This is a genomic window from Moorella glycerini (assembly GCF_009735625.1).
In the GTDB taxonomy this organism is placed as follows: Bacteria; Bacillota; DSM-521; order Neomoorellales; family Neomoorellaceae; genus Neomoorella; species Neomoorella glycerini.
In genome coordinates this window covers 1,803,333-1,821,075 of record NZ_CP046244.1, presented here as the reverse complement: position 1 = coordinate 1,821,075, position 17,743 = coordinate 1,803,333, and the positions used below count along the sequence as shown (strand labels likewise).

The 17,743-nt window shown below is 52.5% G+C and carries 15 protein-coding genes and 6 tRNA genes; 1 reads left to right on the top strand and 20 read right to left on the bottom strand.

The window, feature by feature from the left end:
- Window positions 1-54: 54 nt before the first annotated feature.
- The 15 genes from MGLY_RS08935 to MGLY_RS08865 form a co-directional block, all read right to left on the bottom strand.
- A complete protein-coding gene (locus MGLY_RS08935; RefSeq protein ID WP_422880108.1) occupies window positions 55-1,737 on the bottom strand; it encodes an IS1634 family transposase in 1,683 nt (560 codons plus the stop codon).
- Window positions 1,738-2,055: 318 nt separating this feature from the next.
- The gene (locus MGLY_RS08930) at window positions 2,056-3,363 is read right to left on the bottom strand and encodes a nickel-dependent lactate racemase family protein (protein ID WP_156273157.1); all 1,308 of its coding nucleotides are present in this window, start codon (window positions 3,361-3,363) and stop codon (window positions 2,056-2,058) included.
- Window positions 3,364-3,630: 267 nt separating this feature from the next.
- Window positions 3,631-4,224, bottom strand: a complete 594-nt coding sequence (locus MGLY_RS08925; protein ID WP_156273155.1) for a helical membrane plugin domain-containing protein — start codon at window positions 4,222-4,224, stop codon at window positions 3,631-3,633.
- 17 nt (window positions 4,225-4,241) lie between these two features.
- A complete protein-coding gene (locus MGLY_RS08920; RefSeq protein WP_156273153.1) occupies window positions 4,242-5,381 on the bottom strand; it encodes an NAD(P)/FAD-dependent oxidoreductase in 1,140 nt (379 codons plus the stop codon).
- Between the two features lie 117 nt (window positions 5,382-5,498).
- Entirely contained in the window at window positions 5,499-5,738 is a 240-nt protein-coding gene (locus MGLY_RS08915) for a sulfurtransferase TusA family protein (protein ID WP_156273151.1), read from the bottom strand.
- Between the two features lie 23 nt (window positions 5,739-5,761).
- Complete coding sequence (locus MGLY_RS08910) at window positions 5,762-6,160, bottom strand: DsrE/DsrF/DrsH-like family protein (RefSeq protein WP_156273149.1); 399 nt, start codon at window positions 6,158-6,160, stop codon at window positions 5,762-5,764.
- A gap of 188 nt (window positions 6,161-6,348) precedes the next feature.
- The gene (locus MGLY_RS08905) at window positions 6,349-7,107 is read right to left on the bottom strand and encodes a helix-turn-helix domain-containing protein (protein ID WP_156273147.1); all 759 of its coding nucleotides are present in this window, start codon (window positions 7,105-7,107) and stop codon (window positions 6,349-6,351) included.
- Between the two features lie 340 nt (window positions 7,108-7,447).
- A tRNA-Leu gene (locus tag MGLY_RS08900) sits at window positions 7,448-7,532 on the bottom strand.
- 1 nt (window position 7,533) lies between these two features.
- Window positions 7,534-7,609: transfer RNA gene (locus tag MGLY_RS08895), tRNA-Lys, on the bottom strand.
- A gap of 8 nt (window positions 7,610-7,617) precedes the next feature.
- Window positions 7,618-7,693 (bottom strand) — tRNA-Gln (locus MGLY_RS08890).
- Between the two features lie 16 nt (window positions 7,694-7,709).
- Window positions 7,710-7,786 (bottom strand) — tRNA-His (locus MGLY_RS08885).
- 19 nt (window positions 7,787-7,805) lie between these two features.
- Window positions 7,806-7,882: transfer RNA gene (locus tag MGLY_RS08880), tRNA-Arg, on the bottom strand.
- A gap of 8 nt (window positions 7,883-7,890) precedes the next feature.
- Window positions 7,891-7,964, bottom strand: a tRNA-Gly gene (locus tag MGLY_RS08875).
- A 291-nt stretch (window positions 7,965-8,255) separates the two neighbouring features.
- Window positions 8,256-9,674 (bottom strand): transposase family protein, encoded by a 1,419-nt coding sequence (locus MGLY_RS08870; protein WP_156273145.1) that lies wholly within the window; start codon window positions 9,672-9,674, stop codon window positions 8,256-8,258.
- Between the two features lie 2 nt (window positions 9,675-9,676).
- Window positions 9,677-10,432 carry a Druantia anti-phage system protein DruA gene (locus MGLY_RS08865; protein ID WP_211661845.1) on the bottom strand — a complete coding sequence of 252 codons (756 nt, stop codon included), beginning with the start codon at window positions 10,430-10,432 and terminating at the stop codon, window positions 9,677-9,679.
- 275 nt (window positions 10,433-10,707) lie between these two features.
- Between MGLY_RS08865 and MGLY_RS08860 the strand changes: the two genes are divergently transcribed.
- Window positions 10,708-12,522 (top strand): IS1634 family transposase, encoded by a 1,815-nt coding sequence (locus tag MGLY_RS08860; RefSeq protein WP_156272643.1) that lies wholly within the window; start codon window positions 10,708-10,710, stop codon window positions 12,520-12,522.
- A gap of 319 nt (window positions 12,523-12,841) precedes the next feature.
- On the opposite strand, the gene MGLY_RS08855 is transcribed toward MGLY_RS08860, so the two are convergent.
- The 5 genes from MGLY_RS08855 to MGLY_RS08835 form a co-directional block, all read right to left on the bottom strand.
- Window positions 12,842-13,465 carry an XTP/dITP diphosphatase gene (locus MGLY_RS08855; protein ID WP_156273141.1) on the bottom strand — a complete coding sequence of 208 codons (624 nt, stop codon included), beginning with the start codon at window positions 13,463-13,465 and terminating at the stop codon, window positions 12,842-12,844.
- The gene (gene rph / locus MGLY_RS08850; RefSeq protein WP_156273139.1) at window positions 13,458-14,213 is read right to left on the bottom strand and encodes a ribonuclease PH; all 756 of its coding nucleotides are present in this window, start codon (window positions 14,211-14,213) and stop codon (window positions 13,458-13,460) included. The genes MGLY_RS08855 and rph overlap by 8 nt, the downstream gene beginning before the upstream one ends.
- Window positions 14,214-14,225: 12 nt before the next feature.
- Window positions 14,226-15,032, bottom strand: a complete 807-nt coding sequence (murI, locus tag MGLY_RS08845; RefSeq protein WP_156273137.1) for a glutamate racemase — start codon at window positions 15,030-15,032, stop codon at window positions 14,226-14,228.
- Window positions 15,033-15,117: 85 nt separating this feature from the next.
- On the bottom strand, window positions 15,118-15,645 hold the full coding sequence (locus MGLY_RS08840; RefSeq protein ID WP_156273135.1) for a DUF2179 domain-containing protein: 528 nt from the start codon (window positions 15,643-15,645) through the stop codon (window positions 15,118-15,120).
- 105 nt (window positions 15,646-15,750) lie between these two features.
- The gene (locus tag MGLY_RS08835) at window positions 15,751-17,670 is read right to left on the bottom strand and encodes an N-acetylmuramoyl-L-alanine amidase (protein ID WP_156276325.1); all 1,920 of its coding nucleotides are present in this window, start codon (window positions 17,668-17,670) and stop codon (window positions 15,751-15,753) included.
- Window positions 17,671-17,743 lie beyond the last annotated feature (73 nt).

The window sequence follows — 17,743 nt, the reverse complement described above, 5'->3', positions numbered from 1 at the left end:
CGCAACAGCTTGTTGCGCAAGGGTTTCAGGGATCGGCTTTTTGGGCGCGTGTTACTAGGGACCCTTTCTGGCCTTTGTTTCGACCGCGATTATTTGCGGCGGTTCCTTTATCCCAAGGGTCTTGAAGATATGCTGCTGTGGCGGGGTTGTTTCCGTCCTTTGGAGTACCCTGCCCTCAGGACCAACAAATTCGCCCAGGTGCATGCGTTCCAGGGTCTGGCGGATGTTCCGCCAGCTATCCTGCACTTTCGTTTCAGCTACCCGGATTAGGAGCAGTCCCAGCCAGCACAGGAGGACGTGAGCATGGATGCGGTCGCTCAGGCGATGATAGACCGGCCGCAGCTCTAAGGACTGCTTCATGGTGCGGAAGGCATCCTCTACCTCAAGCAGTTGCTTGTAGCCGAGGGCCACGTCTTCAGCACTTATGGTATCGTCCGAGGTTCTTAAAAGGTATTTGCCGTCCAGCTTCTCTTCAGCTTTCACCCTGGCCGCATCGATATAGGGTTGTCCCTTCTTGTCGGTCTTGAGATAGCGGCCATAAGTGGGATGGGCAATGAGCTGGCAGCAGGCTTTAGTATGGGGTTCGCCTTTGAGGTCCCCAATGGCCGCTAATTCTTCCTTGAGGCGGGCCAGGATTTTCTCCCGCTCCAGTCTGTCTTTTTCTGCTTCTTTAGGGTTACGTACCAGGATATATCGTACCCTTTTTTCGCCGTCGCCGACGATAACTTCTTTAACTTCAAGGTTATCCTTGACAGTTTTGTAACGGCCCGGCCGGGCAAGGGCCTCTGCCACCGTATCCTTGCCGCTGCGCATCTTTTCGCCGGCAATGTAGTGGCCGCCGGCGCGCTGGAGGTAACGAAGGTTGTCTTCCGAAGCAAAACCGCGGTCGACAACAGTAATGACCCGGCCCAGTTGCCAGCCCACCAGGTCCTTTTTGACTTGCTCGATTACCGCCATGTCGGCGGTGTTACCCGGCCAGACCCAGCAGCGTACCGGCAGGCCCTCCCTGGTGACAGCCAGGCCGATTACCACCTGGGGTAAATCCGGCCGGTGGTCCTTGGAGTTGCCTTTACGCCGAAGGTGCTGCTTATGGTCCTCCGGATTATCCTCCTCTTCCACTTCAAAGTAGGTGGAGGTGGTATCGAAGTACAGGAGATCGACTTCCAGGTTGAAGAGGTGGGCCACGGAGAAGAAGATATCCTTTTGCAGTTCTTCAGCAGCCTCCAGTAAGAAGTCCATGGCTCGGTAAAGGTTTTGCACCGGCACGTCCGGGAGGCCGGGAATGAAAACATCGTGGCTGACCCAATCCTCGGTCTTAAGTTTACTGGCCGGGTTCAAAGCCCGGTTGGCTACCATAGCGAAGATGGCTCGTTCTACCGGCGCCTGGAACTTACGTTTGGCCAGCAGCCCGGCTAAAACGCGGTTGATACCCAGCTGGTTCCAGAGCTCGTTTAACACCCAGGCGCCACCTATAGGCCGGCTGGAGACAAAAGTTAGGGGAGCGCTGCCGTTTAACTCTGCCTGGGTGCGTAAAGCCTCTTCCGGTCCCAAAAAACGCGTAATACTCTTTACCAGGCGGACCAGGGCTTCCCGGTCTACATCCTCTTCGCGGCCGAAGTTGAAGAGTACTTTGGCTTTCGGGTAGCCGGCCTTGGGGTCCCAGACGTTGTGGGCAAGCTGGATATAACGGACAACAGAGCCGTCCTTGTTTTTGCGGGAAATAGTTCTTATGTACATGTCTATATTATAGCGCATGTACTACATTACCATCAAGTTTTAATCCCGAAATCGTGTGCCTATGTGATTTTTGATTTTTGAGCTCTCCCAAGATCGGGAAACGTTGATTTATAAGGGTTCTTCATCTGAAAAGCAGTCATTTTTGCCTAGCAACTGTCGAACTCGGGCCTTTTTTCCTGCAAAATATGCCAATTTTTTGGGGCCAAAAAAATAACCCGGTGCAATCCGGGTGTGATAGGGTATATATTAAAAGGAGGTCAGAGGGCTTTGCTCGAGTTTATAATAGCACCCCGGCGTTATAATTGTATTAAGCCCTCTTTAAATTTTAATTAAACTTGAAGCTGCTAATATGGGAACCAGCCGGTGGGAATTTTTAACTACCAGGATGCTTGCCCCCGCTCCATGTTTGGCCAGGGCATATTCCAGAGCCGCGGCCACGGTGGCCATGGGCTTGATGTGGACCTGGCGGGTTATCTCCGGGTCTAACTGCGTTTCAGCAAAGATAATTTCATGGTCGCAGAGGATCTGGGCCGTAGCGTAGGCGCGGTGCATTCCCGGGCGGTCTATTTTCGCCGTCTTTAGTTCCCGCACCACCTCTGCCGGTGCCGCCTTGCTCAAGTACTTAAACATTGTTTCATTATAAATCCCTTCGGCCATGGGAGAGACGACGATTATCGTCCCGCCCTTTTTAACGCAGGGGTACTGAACCCCGTTGCCGGCTACTACCCCCAGGGCCTCGGCGGCAACATGGTACAGGTTATTATCTTTGGGATGGCCGGCAGCAACGATTACGATGTCTGCCGGTGTGGCAAAGCGGGCTTCATAAATCTTGCGCGCCGTACGCTCAATCAGGGTCTGGTGGGCCGCTTCCACCTCGCCGCAGATAACATCAATAATCTCTTCTTTTTCATTAACTACGGCGTTGATTAACAGGTCCAGGCCCGCCAGCCGGGCGACGTCATAGCCGAACTGGATAAAGGGGTTACCTTCTACCTTGCCCAGGCCGGTGTGCGGGTCGTCCAGGGTAGCCGGGGTATGGATGCTGCTGATAGTTTCACTTGAGGAAAGCCCCACGGCTATGGCCTTGCCGCCGCCGCTGTAGCCGGCAATGGGATGGGGTAAAATCGTGCCCAGGGCGATCTTGAGATCAGCTTCATAAAAATAGCGATTTACTAAGGCCGGGTAACCGCCCGGGGTCCGGCCCAGGTCGACCAATGGACTGGTATCGGAAAAATGATTAATCACCTTAATGCTGTCAACCTTACTCCCTACCATACTGGCAATCTCTCCGGGAGTGGCCGGGCGGTGGGAACCCGTGCCGACAATAACCGTAATATCCTCGTCTTTAATGCCAGCTTTACTCAACTCTGCAAATACTACTGGTAAAATCCATTTTTCGATATTGGGCCGGGAGGCGTCGGAAATGGCAATACTCACTTTCATCCCCGGGTGGACCAGTTGCCCGAGGGGCCTGGCACCCACGGGGCAGGCTAAAGCATTTTTGATTACCACGTCAACGTCAGGTAATGATGGCAATGATGGCGGCGGTTCCAGGAAACCAATGATATTTTGAGCTGGGACTTCAATGGATAAAAAACCGGGTCCGTAGGGCATTTGAATTTCCATAGACTTATCCCCTTTACTCCTTAGACTAATTTACTTAAATTGCTGTCTTGAGCTAAACTTTTTTGCAAAAAGTTTGCACCAGTTGATACGTGATAAAGTAGTTATCAGCATAATAAGGAGCCAATGTCAGTCTATATTTAACTATGCGCTCTCATCACTAAAATTCCTGCTGTTGATTTACTTTTTCTAGCAAAAAATTGCTATTAACCCGGGCAGCCTTGGCAGGCAAAATAAAAAAGCTGCCTGGCTGGCAGCCTGTTGCTAATGCTAATTGGTAAAACCCAATTGCGCCGGTAGTTTTTGCAAGAAAGAAGTAAAGATACCCAGGCCTTTCCTGGCCTCCGGATCGTTCAATTGCCGCAGCAAGCTCAATACTCCTTGCGGGGATTTATCCTTATTTTCTTTAACGGCCTCTTGCATAGCTACGATCATACCCATCACGAGCCTGTCTCCCTGGAGCATCTGTATCTGGTCCATCATGGCCACGGCATCAACTATCTGTTGTAGAACCCCGGTGACTACCCCGGCTGTTAACGAATCCTTCATAGCCTGGACCATTCTCCCAAGCTCCAGCAAGGTAGTCATCGTTCCCGTCTCCTGTAGCTCTCTAATTTCAGCGATTAAGCCGCGGAGGTTGCTACCGGCCCTGGCGACTTCCCGGAAGAGTTCCAGCATTTCCGGGCGGTTAAATTCATCGGCCATTTCACCGAGCCGGACTAAATTGGCAACCATATTCTGGATAACGGGCGGCTCCAGGGAATCCATACCGGCACTGACAAGGTCCAAAATTTCCCGCGCGCGCCCGGGTAGTTCCGGCTCCGTACTGGTAGTTCCCACGATTTTCCTGGCAGGTTGGGCCATCCTTCCTCACTCCCCCCTTATAAAATTCCCCGGGCAGATAACCAGTACATTTCGTTATAAGAGAGCTTGAACCAGTGCAACATCTCTGAGGGCGGTACCGGCTGCGGCGGTTGCTTGTAGTTAAAGGTGATATACGTGGCCTCGTTTAACCCGGTTTCTATGAAGCAAAAGGCCTTGCCGTTATAACGATGGGTAGCCGGCAGCCCCTTTAATTCACTGATTAAATTTTTTACCACCACGTCGGCTTCGTAGTGGGCGGTTGAACCCGCTTTGCTGACAGGCAAGTCGGTGGCATCGCCGATCACATAGACACAATCCTGACCTTCCATCTTTAAACTGTAACGGTCGGTGGGGATAAAGCCGTCTTCATCGCCCAGCCCGGAATCTTGAATGACTCTAGCTCCCCGGTGGGCCGGGATAGCAATCAGCAAATCGTAGGGGTGCTCGGAACCGTCCATGTTGTAAGCAATCTTTTTTTCCGGATCAACCTTCTCCAGGTTGAAAAAGACTTCATATTCAATACCGCGTTTTTCGAATTCCTTTACGGCCCATTTAGCAACTGGTTCCAAAGAATGAACGCGGCCGATGGGGTAAGTGTACTTTAGCTTTACTTTGTTGCGGATACCGGTTTCCCGGTAGTAATCGTCAGCCATGAAAATGAACTCCAGGGGGGCCACCGGGCACTTATGGGGCACGTCGATGGTTACCAGCAGGGTGCCGCCCTGGAAGTTCAGTATTTCATGACGTAATCTCTCCGCGCCTTCCGGTGTATAGAAAGTGTGGCCGCCTGCCGCCAGGCCCGGAACCGATTCCATATCGGGGTATGACCCCGTGGCTATTACCAGGAAGTCGTAGTCAAAGGACTGCTTGCCGGTAATAACCCTTTTCCTGTCAACGTCAATATGGCGAGCTGCGTCCATAACGAAATTTACTTTGGGATGCAGCAGGTATTTCTCTTCCCTGGCAAACTGCTCCAGGAAACCTTCATTGAAGGCCATGAACAGGAAGCCCGGCTGGTAAATATGCTTGCCGGTATTACCGATCAATACTACTTCCAGCTCACCGCTGTAAACTTCGTTTTCCAGCGATTTTGCCAGCCGGTTGGCCACCATGGTACCGGCCACGCCACCGCCGACAATGATAATACGCCTGGTCACCGTATGACACTCCCTTGAAAAATGCAGTAAGCTTTAGTAAAAACCCGGCAGGGCGGGCGCAGGGGGTAAAATGCAGTTTACCTGCGCCCCCTCCGGTTATAACTTACTGGCCGGCAATTATTTTGTTTTCTTGACAGCAATGCGCCAGAAGTCCCCTTCTTCCCGGCAGTATACAAGCTCGTGCCCCATTTTGTTGACCCATTCCGGCACATCTTTGGCCGAACCGTTATCGCTGGACAACAATTCATAGACGTCCCCTACTTGACCGCGCTTAATCGCTTTTACCAGTTCCATCAATGGTCCGGGACAATAAGAGCCCCGGGCATCAATAGTTTTGGTGATATTCACTTCGGACATGTTATCCCTCCAAAGAATCTAACTTACATTACAATGACCTGGCTGCCGGCTGCTTTACCCAGGAATGCCGTAACACCGATTACGTCATCAAAAATATCTATGAGGTCTTCCTTCTTCCACTCCATCAAATCCATGGCCATGGCGCAACCGTATAGCTTCAGGTTGCCCATGTCTTTCGCGTTTTCCAGTAGCTGGTAGAACAGGTCGACGTTTTTATTAAGCATTTCCCGGCCTACCTCACTGGCGGTTTTAAACTCCCTGGCATTGATTACATCTTTACGAAAAGCTTTTAATGCCTCCATGGTCACGAAAACGTTAACTTCCATTCCCGACATGGAAGCGACTGAGCTTACCAGGCAGCCTGCCTGCAGCTTTTCTAGCTCTCCCGAGAGAAGGATTACGGATAATTTGGGTTGTTCCATGATGACTCTCCTTTCTATATTTGTGTATACCCGGTCTTGAACTAGTTGTTATTTTTGCAAATTAACCCTTTACCATCCCATCACAACCACCTCCAGTAAATAATATTCGCCAGGAAAGGAATATTTCCTCCCATGCTTTAAAATTTATTCGCAAAAAATATTAACGGCGAAGATAGGGGCAAAAAAATTTATTCTAATTGGGCCTGCTTAAAGACCTCGATAAACTTTAAGAGAAAGCGCAGCTGTTTTTCATTTAAATAACAGATCTGCCTGAGTACTGCCTGCACGTCCCTGTTCAGCAGCAGTTCCCTTAAATCCGGGCCCATGGAAGCCAGCATTTCTTCCAGCTGGTCCCGCGCTATTAATAAGTAACAGGGAGAAATACCCAGGGCTCTGGCTATTTTTTCTATAGTATTAAGGGAGGGCTGCACTTTTCCTGCTTCAATCTGCCCGATCATTGCCGGCGAGAGGCCGGCCTCAGCGGCCAGGGCGCTCTGGGTAAGGCCCAGGGACTCACGGACCTCTTTGAGTTTTTTCCCGATCCAGTTTTCTGTATGGCTTACCAGCAGGGATAGGGGGACTTCCAGGGCGGACGCAATCTTACTCAAAGTATCGGCGGCAGGGTGCAGGACACCCCTTTCGATTTCGCTCAGGTAGGTAAAGGAGATACCTGTTTTATCACTCAATTCCTTGAGGGAAAGACCTTTTTCCTGCCGCACCATGCGGATTTTATCCCCCAGGTGAATACTGTTTTCGGCAGGTATAAGGGTTTCCCTGGGAATGTTGAGGGCAGAACAGATTTTATCCAGGGTTTTAAGGGAAGGGCGCTTATGGCCTCTTTCGATTTCACTTAAATATGAAGGGGAAATCCCCGCCCTGCCCGCCAGGTCGTCCAGGGTATAACCCTTTTCTTCGCGGAAACGCCTGATGGTAGAACCTATTTCCATGGTAATCAGTCCTCCAAAAAAACTCTATTTCAGGCTGGCATTGTGGAGCGGCCTACAGCTCAGCCATTGGGCTTAAGGCGGGGTTCCCGCCTATTCGGCGTCCTTGCCTCAGAGGCCGGCCGAAGGCCTCGCTGTCCTCGGCCCCGCTTATCATCCCTCGGCTTCGCTTGGGCCGCTTAGCCACTCGGTAGAAGCTCGCTCGCTTCCGACAAATGCCAGCCAGGCATTTTCAAGCCTTAGCTGTTGGCGGGCTCGTCGCCATGGGAGGCTCCTTGGAAGTATAGCGAACTTAAAGAAAAATCCGGGCTTCCAACCCGGAAAATATGGTTAAATTTAGATGTGGTGCGGGCGAGAGGACTTGAACCTCCACGGGTGAAACCCACCAGATCCTAAGTCTGGCGCGTCTGCCATTCCGCCACGCCCGCCTGGTGAGCCATCGGGGAGTCGAACCCCGGACACCCTGATTAAAAGTCAGGTGCTCTACCTGCTGAGCTAATGGCTCATAGATACTGGCTGGGGCGGCTGGATTCGAACCAACGAAATGACGGATCCAAAGTCCGTTGCCTTACCGCTTGGCTACGCCCCAGCAGGGGATAAAAAAATGGGGTGGGAGATGGGACTCGAACCCACGACCCCCAGGGCCACAACCTGGTGCTCTGGCCAACTGAGCTACACCCACCATATCTTCCTATCTTTGCTGGCGCGCCTGGCAGGGTTCGAACCTGCGGCCCGCGGCTTAGAAGGCCGCTGCTCTATCCAGCTGAGCTACAGGCGCTTGATTCCTGGAGCGGGTGATGGGAATCGAACCCACGTAACCAGCTTGGAAGGCTGGGGCTCTACCATTGAGCTACACCCGCGCGCAAAAGATATTATACCGCAAAAACCGCTTCAAGTCAAAAACAGTTTTTGCCACTCAGTGCTGACGCATGAAAATATATAAAGACGAAGTTCAGGGACCAAAATCAGGCGAACGAGCAGTGAGAACTCAAAAAGGGGAGGTAGGTACCCTCTATAAACGATAAAAAAGCTCCGAACAGGAAAAAAGAGGGGTAAAATTGAGTACAGCAAAGCAAGCCATCTTTATGTAAGCGGCTATAAGCTACTTGAAGGTAAAGAATTAAGTTGTCGCTTAAGCAGAAATTAAAGCTTCAAAAGGCCAAACGTATTCTGGGAGGCTTGGTGCAAAGAGCCAATAATTGGTCGCGATTAATCCAGCGGTTGCTCCAGGTCTCCCGGAGGAACTTGATGGTTCCTCTGAAACCCAATTGTCGAACTTTCTCCACCAGGGCTTCCGCATGTAAGGTCAGGATATTCAACAGATGCCCCAGGTGCATAAGCAAATGCCAGTTTTTCATTGCCGTCCAGTTCAGAGAGAAAGCATGTTCATACTGGTAGCCTTGATGTTTTTCTACCAGGATATTTTCTTCAATGTTCCAGCGGTGGCGGGCTGCATGATTGCAGCGGGCGAGGATATTCTTTTTGGTGAAGGGCCGCGAGGATACCCAGGCCCAGTGGGCTTCCTTCTTTTCGCCTTTCTCTTCCCAGCTTTCTTTGCATCCCGCGACATGGATTTTAAGCCGCCGGCAGGTTCCGGAAGCCTCCTGGAACTCATAGTCGATATCGCTCACCCACCAGAAGTTTTGCTCCCGGTTCCCCCAATGATAATTGAGTTTCTGGTCCTTTTCCAGTTTTCTAAGGCCTTCCGCCTCTTCCCAGATACTTTTCAGGCGGTCCTGGGGCAGGATAAACATAAAGTCCAGATGTAATTGGCGGCACAGGGCCATCATGGGGCCATTGGCGTACAGGCCATCAGCTACTATCATGATACGTAGCTTGGGAAAGGCTTTGCGCAGGCGTGTCAGCAGCCGTTTGCCGGCTTTTAGTTCGCAATCCTGCTTGGTGAAGGCCTCTTTTTCCCCGATAGGGTTCTCGCAGAACTCGGTGAGCAGGGGGATAGTTATCCCCTGGGGACCGACAAGAACTGCTTCTACCGTATAGGCAATATATGATACCTCTTCCCCATGTTGCCGGTGGAGAGCTTCTTTAGCAAAAGGTAAACTGCGCACCAACTTCTGGGTCCCATCGATAGCTATGATATAATGTTTTTCTACCAGTAAGGCCTGCAGCCGGCGGTTGCGTAAGATTCGTTTGATGATTTGTATGAGCACTTCTTCTAACTGGTCCGGTTCGATCTTTGCCAGCAGGCGATTGACAGTATCCATATGGGGGATAGTGTCAATCTCCGGGAAGACCTCCCGCAATAGCTCCCAAAAGGCGGGCCGGGTCAGTTCCCGGTTGGCTTCCCTCCTGGAGTTATAGGCGAAGACGAAGAGAAATAGCCCAAAGGTCAACAGGACAGTCAGTTTATGCTTAATACTCCGGGGACGGCGGGGGTCGGGTATGCGCGCGAATTTCTCGAGCAATACCGGTAGATACGCCCGCCATACCGGTAGCTGTGCTGCTAAAGTCCCTTGCCGGTCGGCTTTCTCTTCTTGGCTGGTGGCATAGACGCTTTTACAAGTGGGCAGGGTAGACGGGTGGATGGACCCGGGATGCCGTAAGGCCATGCTTATTCCCCTCCCTCGTCCAGGGTTTCTTCAACAGGCTCCGGGAAGGGTTCCACCAGCCGCCGGCGCCAGTCCCGTACCAGGGGGTAGACCCAGATTGTTTTAACCGTGACGGCATATTGCTTAAAGGTGTCCTGACGGCCCCGCCCTGCAGTCGTACCGATTTTAATCCAGTTGGCCGCCCGGTAGCAGGTGCCCTGGTACCCGGGTTCGACAAAGGTTTCTAATAGAACCGGTTCATAACCATAGCGTTCTCGCCAGTCCGCTCGAATGCGCCGCGCTGCCAGGGAAAGGGCGTGGCTGGCTAGATGGGGGATGTGTACCTCCGGCAGGATCAGAAAGCGGTTGTTGTTGACTATACGGGGGCGATAGCGCCGGCGTTCTTCAGCTGTCCAGCCAATCCATTTATCCCGCGCGTCCAGTGCCTTGGCTGCAGCTCCAAACAACATCGCTCCTACTATCTCCCGACCTCTGGCTCCTTTTACCCTAATCCAATACCGCTGTTGCGCCCCAATGGCTCTAGAATACCCTAAAGGATGGTATGCCGCCATGGTGGCGTTCCAGTCCTCCCTCTCAAAAGGGGTGACCGGATCTATGGTAACTGGCGCTACTTCTTGCAGTTTGGCCTCAAACCGTGTTTGTATCACACTCCCCATTCGCTCCCCGCCGACCTGGCGCACCTTATTCTTTTGCAGCGGTGGTAAGATAATGACCCCTTTTTGTTCTAATTCCAGCAGCAGCTTCCTACAGGCTTCCATCTTTAATCGTCCGTTTGGGGACTTCCAGGGCAAATTCTCACATATGGTCGCCGTGATCTCTTCACGGCTTAAATGGGAAAATTCCTTTACTGTAACCCAACTTTGACACTAAAACTTCTATTTCAAGGGCTTAAAGACCACCAAGACTAGTAATATCAACGATCTTTCTCTACCGAAGTCGGCAAAACGTAGTGAAAACAAATCTGCCTTAGAGTATTTTCACGCCGGGCATCTCTTGGTATAATAGTAATGACGATAACCGAGGTGATGCCCCTTTGTTCCCCCGTATTATCACTACCAGGCGCGGCGGCCATACCTACCATTATCTGGTCCTGGTAGAATCCTACCGGGAAAAAGGCAAGGTAAAACAGCGCCAGGTTGGGCATTTAGGCAACATCGACCAGTATTCCCAGGAAGAGATACAGCGGCTTATTAATAAACTGCGGGAATTCCTTAAGGAAGATGAGCTGGGCACTGTTAAGGACCTCCAGACCTTCGGCACCAAGCATTATGGTATCCCCTATGTGGTGAATTTTTTCTGGGAGCGACTGGACCTGGACGCCTTCTTTAAAAACTATCTCCAAAATCGTCAAGTAGAGATGGATGTGGCCTTATGCACCAAGATTATGATTTTAAACCGCCTCATCGCTCCTAAAAGCAAGCTTGGAGTATCCCAATGGTTAAGGCAAATTTACCTGCCGGAACTGGAAGAGAAACAGCCTGAGTTGCATCATTTTTACCGTACTCTTGACGTCCTGGAAGAAATGAAGGATTATCTGGAACGCCACTTGTACAACCGGCTTACGGATCTCTTGAGTTATCAGCTTAACCTGGTGTTTTACGACTTGACCAGCAGCTACTTTGAAGGTACCCATTGCCCCCTGGCCAGGTTCGGTTATTCCCGCGACCACCGGCCGGACTGCCGGCAAATTAATATTGGCCTCCTGGTGACTCCGGAAGGCATGCCTATTGCCCACCAGGTATTTGAAGGTAATATACCTGATAAAGTAACCGTGGCTGGCGCCATCGAACAACTTAAGCAAAAGTTTGCCATCAAGAGCTGTATTTTCGTGGGCGACCGGGGTATGCTGACCAGTCATAATTTAGAAGAACTCAAGGAGGCTAACTTCCGTTATATCCTGGGCTTTCATAAACGCGGCCGGGAAGTGAGCGATGAACTACTGGCCAGGTACCAAAACCTCGAAGAATACCAGCTAATAGACGGCGATAACCCCCTCTTTTATGTGGAAGTACCACCAGAGCAGGTACAGGCTCCCCCTAAAGAAAACTTGGTAGAGGGAGAAGAGGAAGAAAAGGAAAACTTCGAGCCTCCGGTTCGCTATATCCTTTGCCACAATCCTCTCAAAGCCCAAGAGGATTATGAATTTCGGGTCAAAGCGATAGAAGAAGCCAGGATAAAATTGCAAGAGCTGAAAGACAGGCTGGCCCGGGAAACCCCGCGGCGGGGGCGCAAGCCTACCACAAAAGGAGTCATGCTTAAAGCAGCTGCTATCCTTAACAAGAAGGGCCTTGCTCCAATTTTTGATATTACTTATGACGGCAAGTCTTTCAACTTTGAAATTAATGAGCCGGCTCTGGCTAAAGAGGCTTTGCGGGACGGCAAATTTTTAATCCAGACTAATGCTGACCTGCCAGCTGAGGAGGTAATTGCCGCCTATAAAAACCTGCTCCAGGTAGAAACCGCCTTTCGCCATATCAAGGACTTCATTCGCTTGAGGCCTATCTACCACTACAACGAAAGTCGGGTTAAGGGACACATCTTTATATGTGTGCTGGCTTATCTCTTTGAAAAATGGCTGGAGGTGATACATCGCCGATATATTGAAGATGAGATTTTTAAGGCGAAACAAATCCCTGATCCTGAAAGTCAAGAAAGAGAGTTACGCCGCTGGAAGGTTGCCCATAAAAGCGGCCGCCGTATCCTGGAATTATTAGAAGAGATAAAGGCTGTTGACCAGCAGTTTCTTGATAAGCGGATTTATAGTATCACCCAGCCCGGACAAAGCCAGAGTGAATTGTTAAAAATTTTGGGCCTTCCACTTCCACCTAAAATTTTAACCTTCAGGTAGCCACTAAGAGCCCCAGAAAGGGGTTGTAGTGACAATTGTCCCTATGGACCCCTTGATTTTTAAGGGGCGGTGTCAAAGTTGGGCTGTAATACGTATTAAGTTGATATCTGCCCTGGTAAACTCTCGGTCGCCAATCCAAAAAGGCACGTCCATCTGAGATTTCACCTCGCTATTTTTCCAAGGCTATTATCTCAGATTGGCTCGTGCCTGTCCAGTCCTATTTGCGATAATTTTTTTTCTGACCCTGTTATTTATTCAGGTACCGCAAGGCATTTTTTGTTGATGCGTCAGCACTGTTTGCCACTGCCGGGCGAAATCATTAATATCTTGTATCGCCTGCTTTATCGCCCGGCCACAGCCGGCTTAAAACCGGCCAGAGGTTCTGGACGGCCCGGGCCCGGTGGCTGAGATTGTTTTTAATTTCCTCCCCCAGTTCGGCCAGGGTTTTACCGTATGCCGGCAGATAAAACAGGGGGTCATAACCGAATCCGTAGTCACCCCGGGGCTCCAGGGCGATGAAGCCTTCCAGGGTGCCTTCAGCCAGGTAAGTATCTCCTCCGGGAGTTACCAGGGCCAGGGCACAGCGGAAACGGGCTGTACGTTGTTCCCACGGTACACCGGCTAAAAGTTGGAGCAGTTTAGTGTTATTCCGCCAGTCATCAGCCGGTTCGCCGGCAAAGCGGGCGGAATAAACCCCCGGCGCTCCTTTAAGGAAATCCACTTCCAGGCCGGAATCATCCCCCAGGGACGGTAGCCCGGTGCCTTCTGCCACCATACGCGCCTTCAGAATGGCATTTTCGGCGAAGGTATTGCCCGTTTCCTCAGGAAGCTCCAACCCTGGAAAATCCCTTAAGGTTGCCACAACCACATCCAGTCCCCGCAGAAGCTCCCGGAATTCCCTGGCCTTCCCTTCGTTACCGGTAGCTACGACTATCCTACTCATGGCCTGTCCCCACCTGGCCCGCCAGGGGCCCCAGGACCTGCCGCTGGATGGCAATTAAACTGGCTATCCCTTCCCCGGCCAGGTCGAGCATGGCGGCCATTTCTTCCCGGCTGAAGGGTTGCTTTTCCGCCGTACCCTGGATCTCTACCAGTTGCCCGGAACCGGTCATAACTACATTCATATCAACACTGGCATGGGAATCTTCCTCAAAATCCAGGTCCAGCAGCAGTTCGCCTTCAACGAGCCCTACACTGACGGCCGCCAGGAAATCCTGGAGGGGCAGCCGGGGTATGGTCCCGGCCGCCACCAGCCCGGCCAGGGCGTCGGCCAGGGCTACGAAACTACCGGTAATGGCTGCCGTCCGGGTACCGCCGTCAGCCTGGAGGACGTCGCAATCAAGCCAGATGGTCCTTTCGCCTAAAATCGCCGTATCGACGACGCTGCGTAACGCCCGGCCAATCAGGCGCTGGATTTCCTGGGTGCGGCCGCTGATGCGGCCCCGGGTCGCTTCCCGGACGGTCCGCTCCTGGGTCGACCGCGGCAGCAGGGCATATTCGGCTGTAATCCAGCCCCTGCCGCTGTTGCGTAAAAAGGGTGGTACTTTTTCCTCCACGGTAGCACTGCAGATGACCCGCGTGTCACCCATGCTTATCAATACCGAGCCTTCAGCGTACTTAAGATAATGCCGTTCTATTGTCACCGGGCGCAACTCCCTGGGGTTACGCCCCTTTACCCTGGTCAAGGCCATGGTCGCCACCCCCTATTCCAGTATCAGCTTCCTGGCGCCTTTGAGTTCTGGCCAGCCCACCAGTTTGAACCCCACCTCACTGAACGCCCGGGCATCCCCGCTGACAAAAAAACTGTGGGCCCGGGAGAAGTGGGCCCCCCTTAAACCGCCACCGGCGGCCAGCACCTCCTTTAACTCCCGTACTGTAGCTGCCGCCGGGTCGATTAGAGTTACACCCGGGCCGGCTACTTCCTGGATAACAGGTGCCAGGAAGGGATAGTGGGTACACCCCAGGATCAGGGTATCAATTCCCGCCTCTACCAGGGGTTCCACGTACTCCGCCACTGCCGCCTCTGCCTCGGGACCGGAAACCAGTCCGGCTTCCACCAGGGGTACCAGTTTGGGACAGGCCCTGGCAAAAACCTGGACTTCACCGCAGCGGGCGAGGAGGGCTTCCCGGTGGGCATTGCTGGCCACGGTAGCTTCAGTGGCCATGACACCGATGCGGCCATTTTGTGTGGCCCGCAGAGCTTCTATTATTCCGGGTTCAATTACCCCGATAATCGGGACCTGATACTTTTTTTGCAGGTAAGGCAGGGCTACAGCCGAAGTAGTATTGCAGGCATCAACAATAGCCTTGGCTCCTGTGGCAATTAAAAAGCCGGCAATGGCATCGGCAAAACCTACCAGCTCCTCTACAGTTCGTGAACCATAAGGTACGTGGGCCGTATCACCAAAGTAAATAATGGTTTCTGCCGGTAGCTGCCGGGCAATTTCCCGGGCTACCGTCAACCCCCCGACTCCGGAATCAAAAACTCCCACTGGCTGGACGGGCTGCACCGCCCTCAACTCCTTATCGAGGTCCTTATCTTAAATATAAAGACCAGTACCTCATATTATATGCTTGCAGGTTCACTGTTAATGCTTATTTCCCTTTACGGCGGTAGCGGCAAAAACCGCCATGAGAAGTTCTTGCTTCATGGACAACTACAAAGGCACCTGGATCCCAATGATTTACCATTTGCTGGATTGTATTTAACTGTCTACGGGGAAAATTAAGGTTTAAAATGGGATGGCACCCATCCCGGCCCTGGCCCTCAGTTATGGTAACCCCGAAACCGGCTGCCCGCAAAGTTTCGGCCAGTTCAAGGGGATTATGGAGGGTAATTACCTGGACCGTCACCTGCCCCAGGGCCACCTTTTCTTCAATGAGACTACCAACAATATTTCCGGTGGCAAAGCCCATGGCGTAAAAAATAAGGCTTGCCGGATCGTTTAAGCGGTCAACTACATATTTTAAAGCCAGTACATAGATGGTAACTTCAAAGAGCCCGATACCGGCAGCATAAAAGCGTTTGCCCCTGACTAAAAGGAGCATTCTTAAAGTAGCCAGGCTGACATCGGTAACCCGGGCCAAAAAAATTAAAAAATACCCCCCTACCAGGGCCAGCACCGGTATCCCCCCTCAGCAGGTTGCCGTTGCTCCCCCATTGTAACAAAGAAGCAGGGAGCCTGCAAGTCACTGCAGGCTCCCTCATGGGGCTAATTAGCGGTAAAATTAATTACCGTCAAAGTAGGCACTGATCCCCTTAAAAATACCCTCCGCTACCCTGGCCTGGAAAGCCGGGCTATTCAAAAGCTGTTCCTCGGTGGGGTTGGAAATAAAGGCTGCCTCTACCAGTACCGAGGGCATGTCGGTATTGCGTAAGACCGAGAAATTGGCTTCCAGCACACCCAGGTCTTTCCGCCCGGTGGCTGTTACCAGGGCAGCCTGGATGGTAGCAGCCAGGCGCCGGCGCTCTTCCCTTTGCTGCCCGAGAGCCGTGTCCGGCGGGGCATAGAAATAGGTGGACGTGCCGGAAGCGTCAGGGCTATAGGAAGCATTGGAGTGGATGCTGATAAAAAGATCGGCACCCAGATCATTGGCGTAATAGGCCCGGCCCGCCAGGGTATAGGGGCAGGTCTCGCCATTGCGGGTGAGGTAAACGCTGGCCCCCGCACTGCGAAGCAGGGCGGCAAGTTTCTGAGCCATAGCCAAGTTGACGTCCTTTTCCTTAACCCCGGTAGGGCCAATGGCACCAGGATCAGCGCCATTCGTATCTGTACCGTGACCGGGATCAATGACTATCTTACTGCCATTAAGTGATGGCTTCTCTATAAGAAAGATCGTACCGCTCTTGTCAGCCGATTTGACTCTCAGCCTGGCGGCCCCGGTAAGATCAAAGACGATGCGAACAGTGTCCCCCGTAAACTGGCCCAAACGGACCCTGGCCAGGGGAGAACGGTTAACCTCCACCGTTTCCTGCCCTTTCGGTACGGCCAGGACGGCGCCGGGCACGTCGACAATAAGGCGATTTTCCCAACGGGAGGTTTTATAAGTAAAAATCCCGCTGGCTTTAATGGTAACCTGAAGGGCATCGCCTGCAGGTGCTACTGTCATGCCGGTAATGCGAAGGCCGGGCTGTTGGCCACCAGGCTCACCTCCCGGCGGTTCGTAGGGCGCAAAGGCGGCCAGGGCGCTGGCCAGCCAGCCGCGTTGGCCGTTAGCCATTTCCACCTGCCACCAGTCACCCTTTTTCTGCCAGATAGGCAGTTTGCTGCCGGCGGCGGCCGTATCCACCTGTTTTTCCACCGGGCTCGGGCCGGCCAAAATTGCTACCGGCCGGCTGCCGATAACCGCCAGGCCCAGGGGTTGACCGGCTGGCGGCTGGCCGTCACCAGAGGACGGGTTTTCCCCCCGAGGTTGAGTGCCGCCTGAGGGGTTGTTTCCGGCCGGGGGCGGGTTGTTGCCCTGCTGCGGGTTATTATCGTTATTATCATAGACCGGCTCGGCATAGGCAGCTGCAACCCAGCCCTGCCGGCCGCCATTTAACTGTACCCGGTACCACCCGGTAATCTCTTCTATTAACTTGAGTACCGTCCCCAGGGGGAGGACATCGATGATATTATAATCCAGCCCCGGGCCGGAGCGGATATTAACATAGCTACCCGTCAGGCGCACCTGCTTGGCACTCGAAACTGTTCCCAGGGTGATCCTGACTGTCTGGGAGGTAGCATCCCATTCTACCTGCCCGCCAAAGGCCTGGGAGATGAAACGGACCGGCACCATGGTCGTGTTACCCTTTAAAACCGGCGTGGTATCCAGCAGAAAGGCCTGTCCATTTACATAGGCCCGGCGGCTACCAATCCACATTTTTAAAGTTGTTGCCCCCCGGCGTATGACAATACCCTGTTCGTCTTCTACCCAGTCAACCCTGGCACCCATAAACTCCATAACGAAGCGCAGTGGTACCATGGTGCGCCCATTGCTGTCAATATAAGGCGGTACTGCCGGGTCTACGCGGGTGCCGTTGAGGATGAGGGTAACACCGGGGCTGGCTACGGCCGGCAGGGCCTTTATACCCAGCGTTAATATGTACATTAACACCAGCAGTAACAATAAAAAGCCTGTCCGGCCGGTCGATATGCGCCTGTCCATCACCCTTCCTTTCTCCTTTCATTTTTTGCGGCTAACATAGTATTCGCTGCGCCGCAGTTCCTTTCCTCCCGCA

What these genes read in the sequence shown, in the direction of transcription:
- MGLY_RS08935 (WP_422880108.1), bottom strand. Translation starts at nt 1,737, where the DNA reads ATGTACATAAGAACTATTTCCCGCAAAAACAAGGACGGCTCTGTTGTC.
- MGLY_RS08930 (WP_156273157.1), bottom strand. Translation starts at nt 3,363, where the DNA reads ATGGAAATTCAAATGCCCTACGGACCCGGTTTTTTATCCATTGAAGTC.
- MGLY_RS08925 (WP_156273155.1), bottom strand. Translation starts at nt 4,224, where the DNA reads ATGGCCCAACCTGCCAGGAAAATCGTGGGAACTACCAGTACGGAGCCG.
- MGLY_RS08915 (WP_156273151.1), bottom strand. Translation starts at nt 5,738, where the DNA reads ATGTCCGAAGTGAATATCACCAAAACTATTGATGCCCGGGGCTCTTAT.
- MGLY_RS08910 (WP_156273149.1), bottom strand. Translation starts at nt 6,160, where the DNA reads ATGGAACAACCCAAATTATCCGTAATCCTTCTCTCGGGAGAGCTAGAA.
- MGLY_RS08905 (WP_156273147.1), bottom strand. Translation starts at nt 7,107, where the DNA reads ATGGAAATAGGTTCTACCATCAGGCGTTTCCGCGAAGAAAAGGGTTAT.
- MGLY_RS08870 (WP_156273145.1), bottom strand. Translation starts at nt 9,674, where the DNA reads ATGGCCTTACGGCATCCCGGGTCCATCCACCCGTCTACCCTGCCCACT.
- MGLY_RS08865 (WP_211661845.1), bottom strand. Translation starts at nt 10,432, where the DNA reads ATGGAAGCCTGTAGGAAGCTGCTGCTGGAATTAGAACAAAAAGGGGTC.
- MGLY_RS08855 (WP_156273141.1), bottom strand. Translation starts at nt 13,465, where the DNA reads ATGAGTAGGATAGTCGTAGCTACCGGTAACGAAGGGAAGGCCAGGGAA.
- rph (WP_156273139.1), bottom strand. Translation starts at nt 14,213, where the DNA reads ATGGCCTTGACCAGGGTAAAGGGGCGTAACCCCAGGGAGTTGCGCCCG.
- MGLY_RS08835 (WP_156276325.1), bottom strand. Translation starts at nt 17,670, where the DNA reads ATGGACAGGCGCATATCGACCGGCCGGACAGGCTTTTTATTGTTACTG.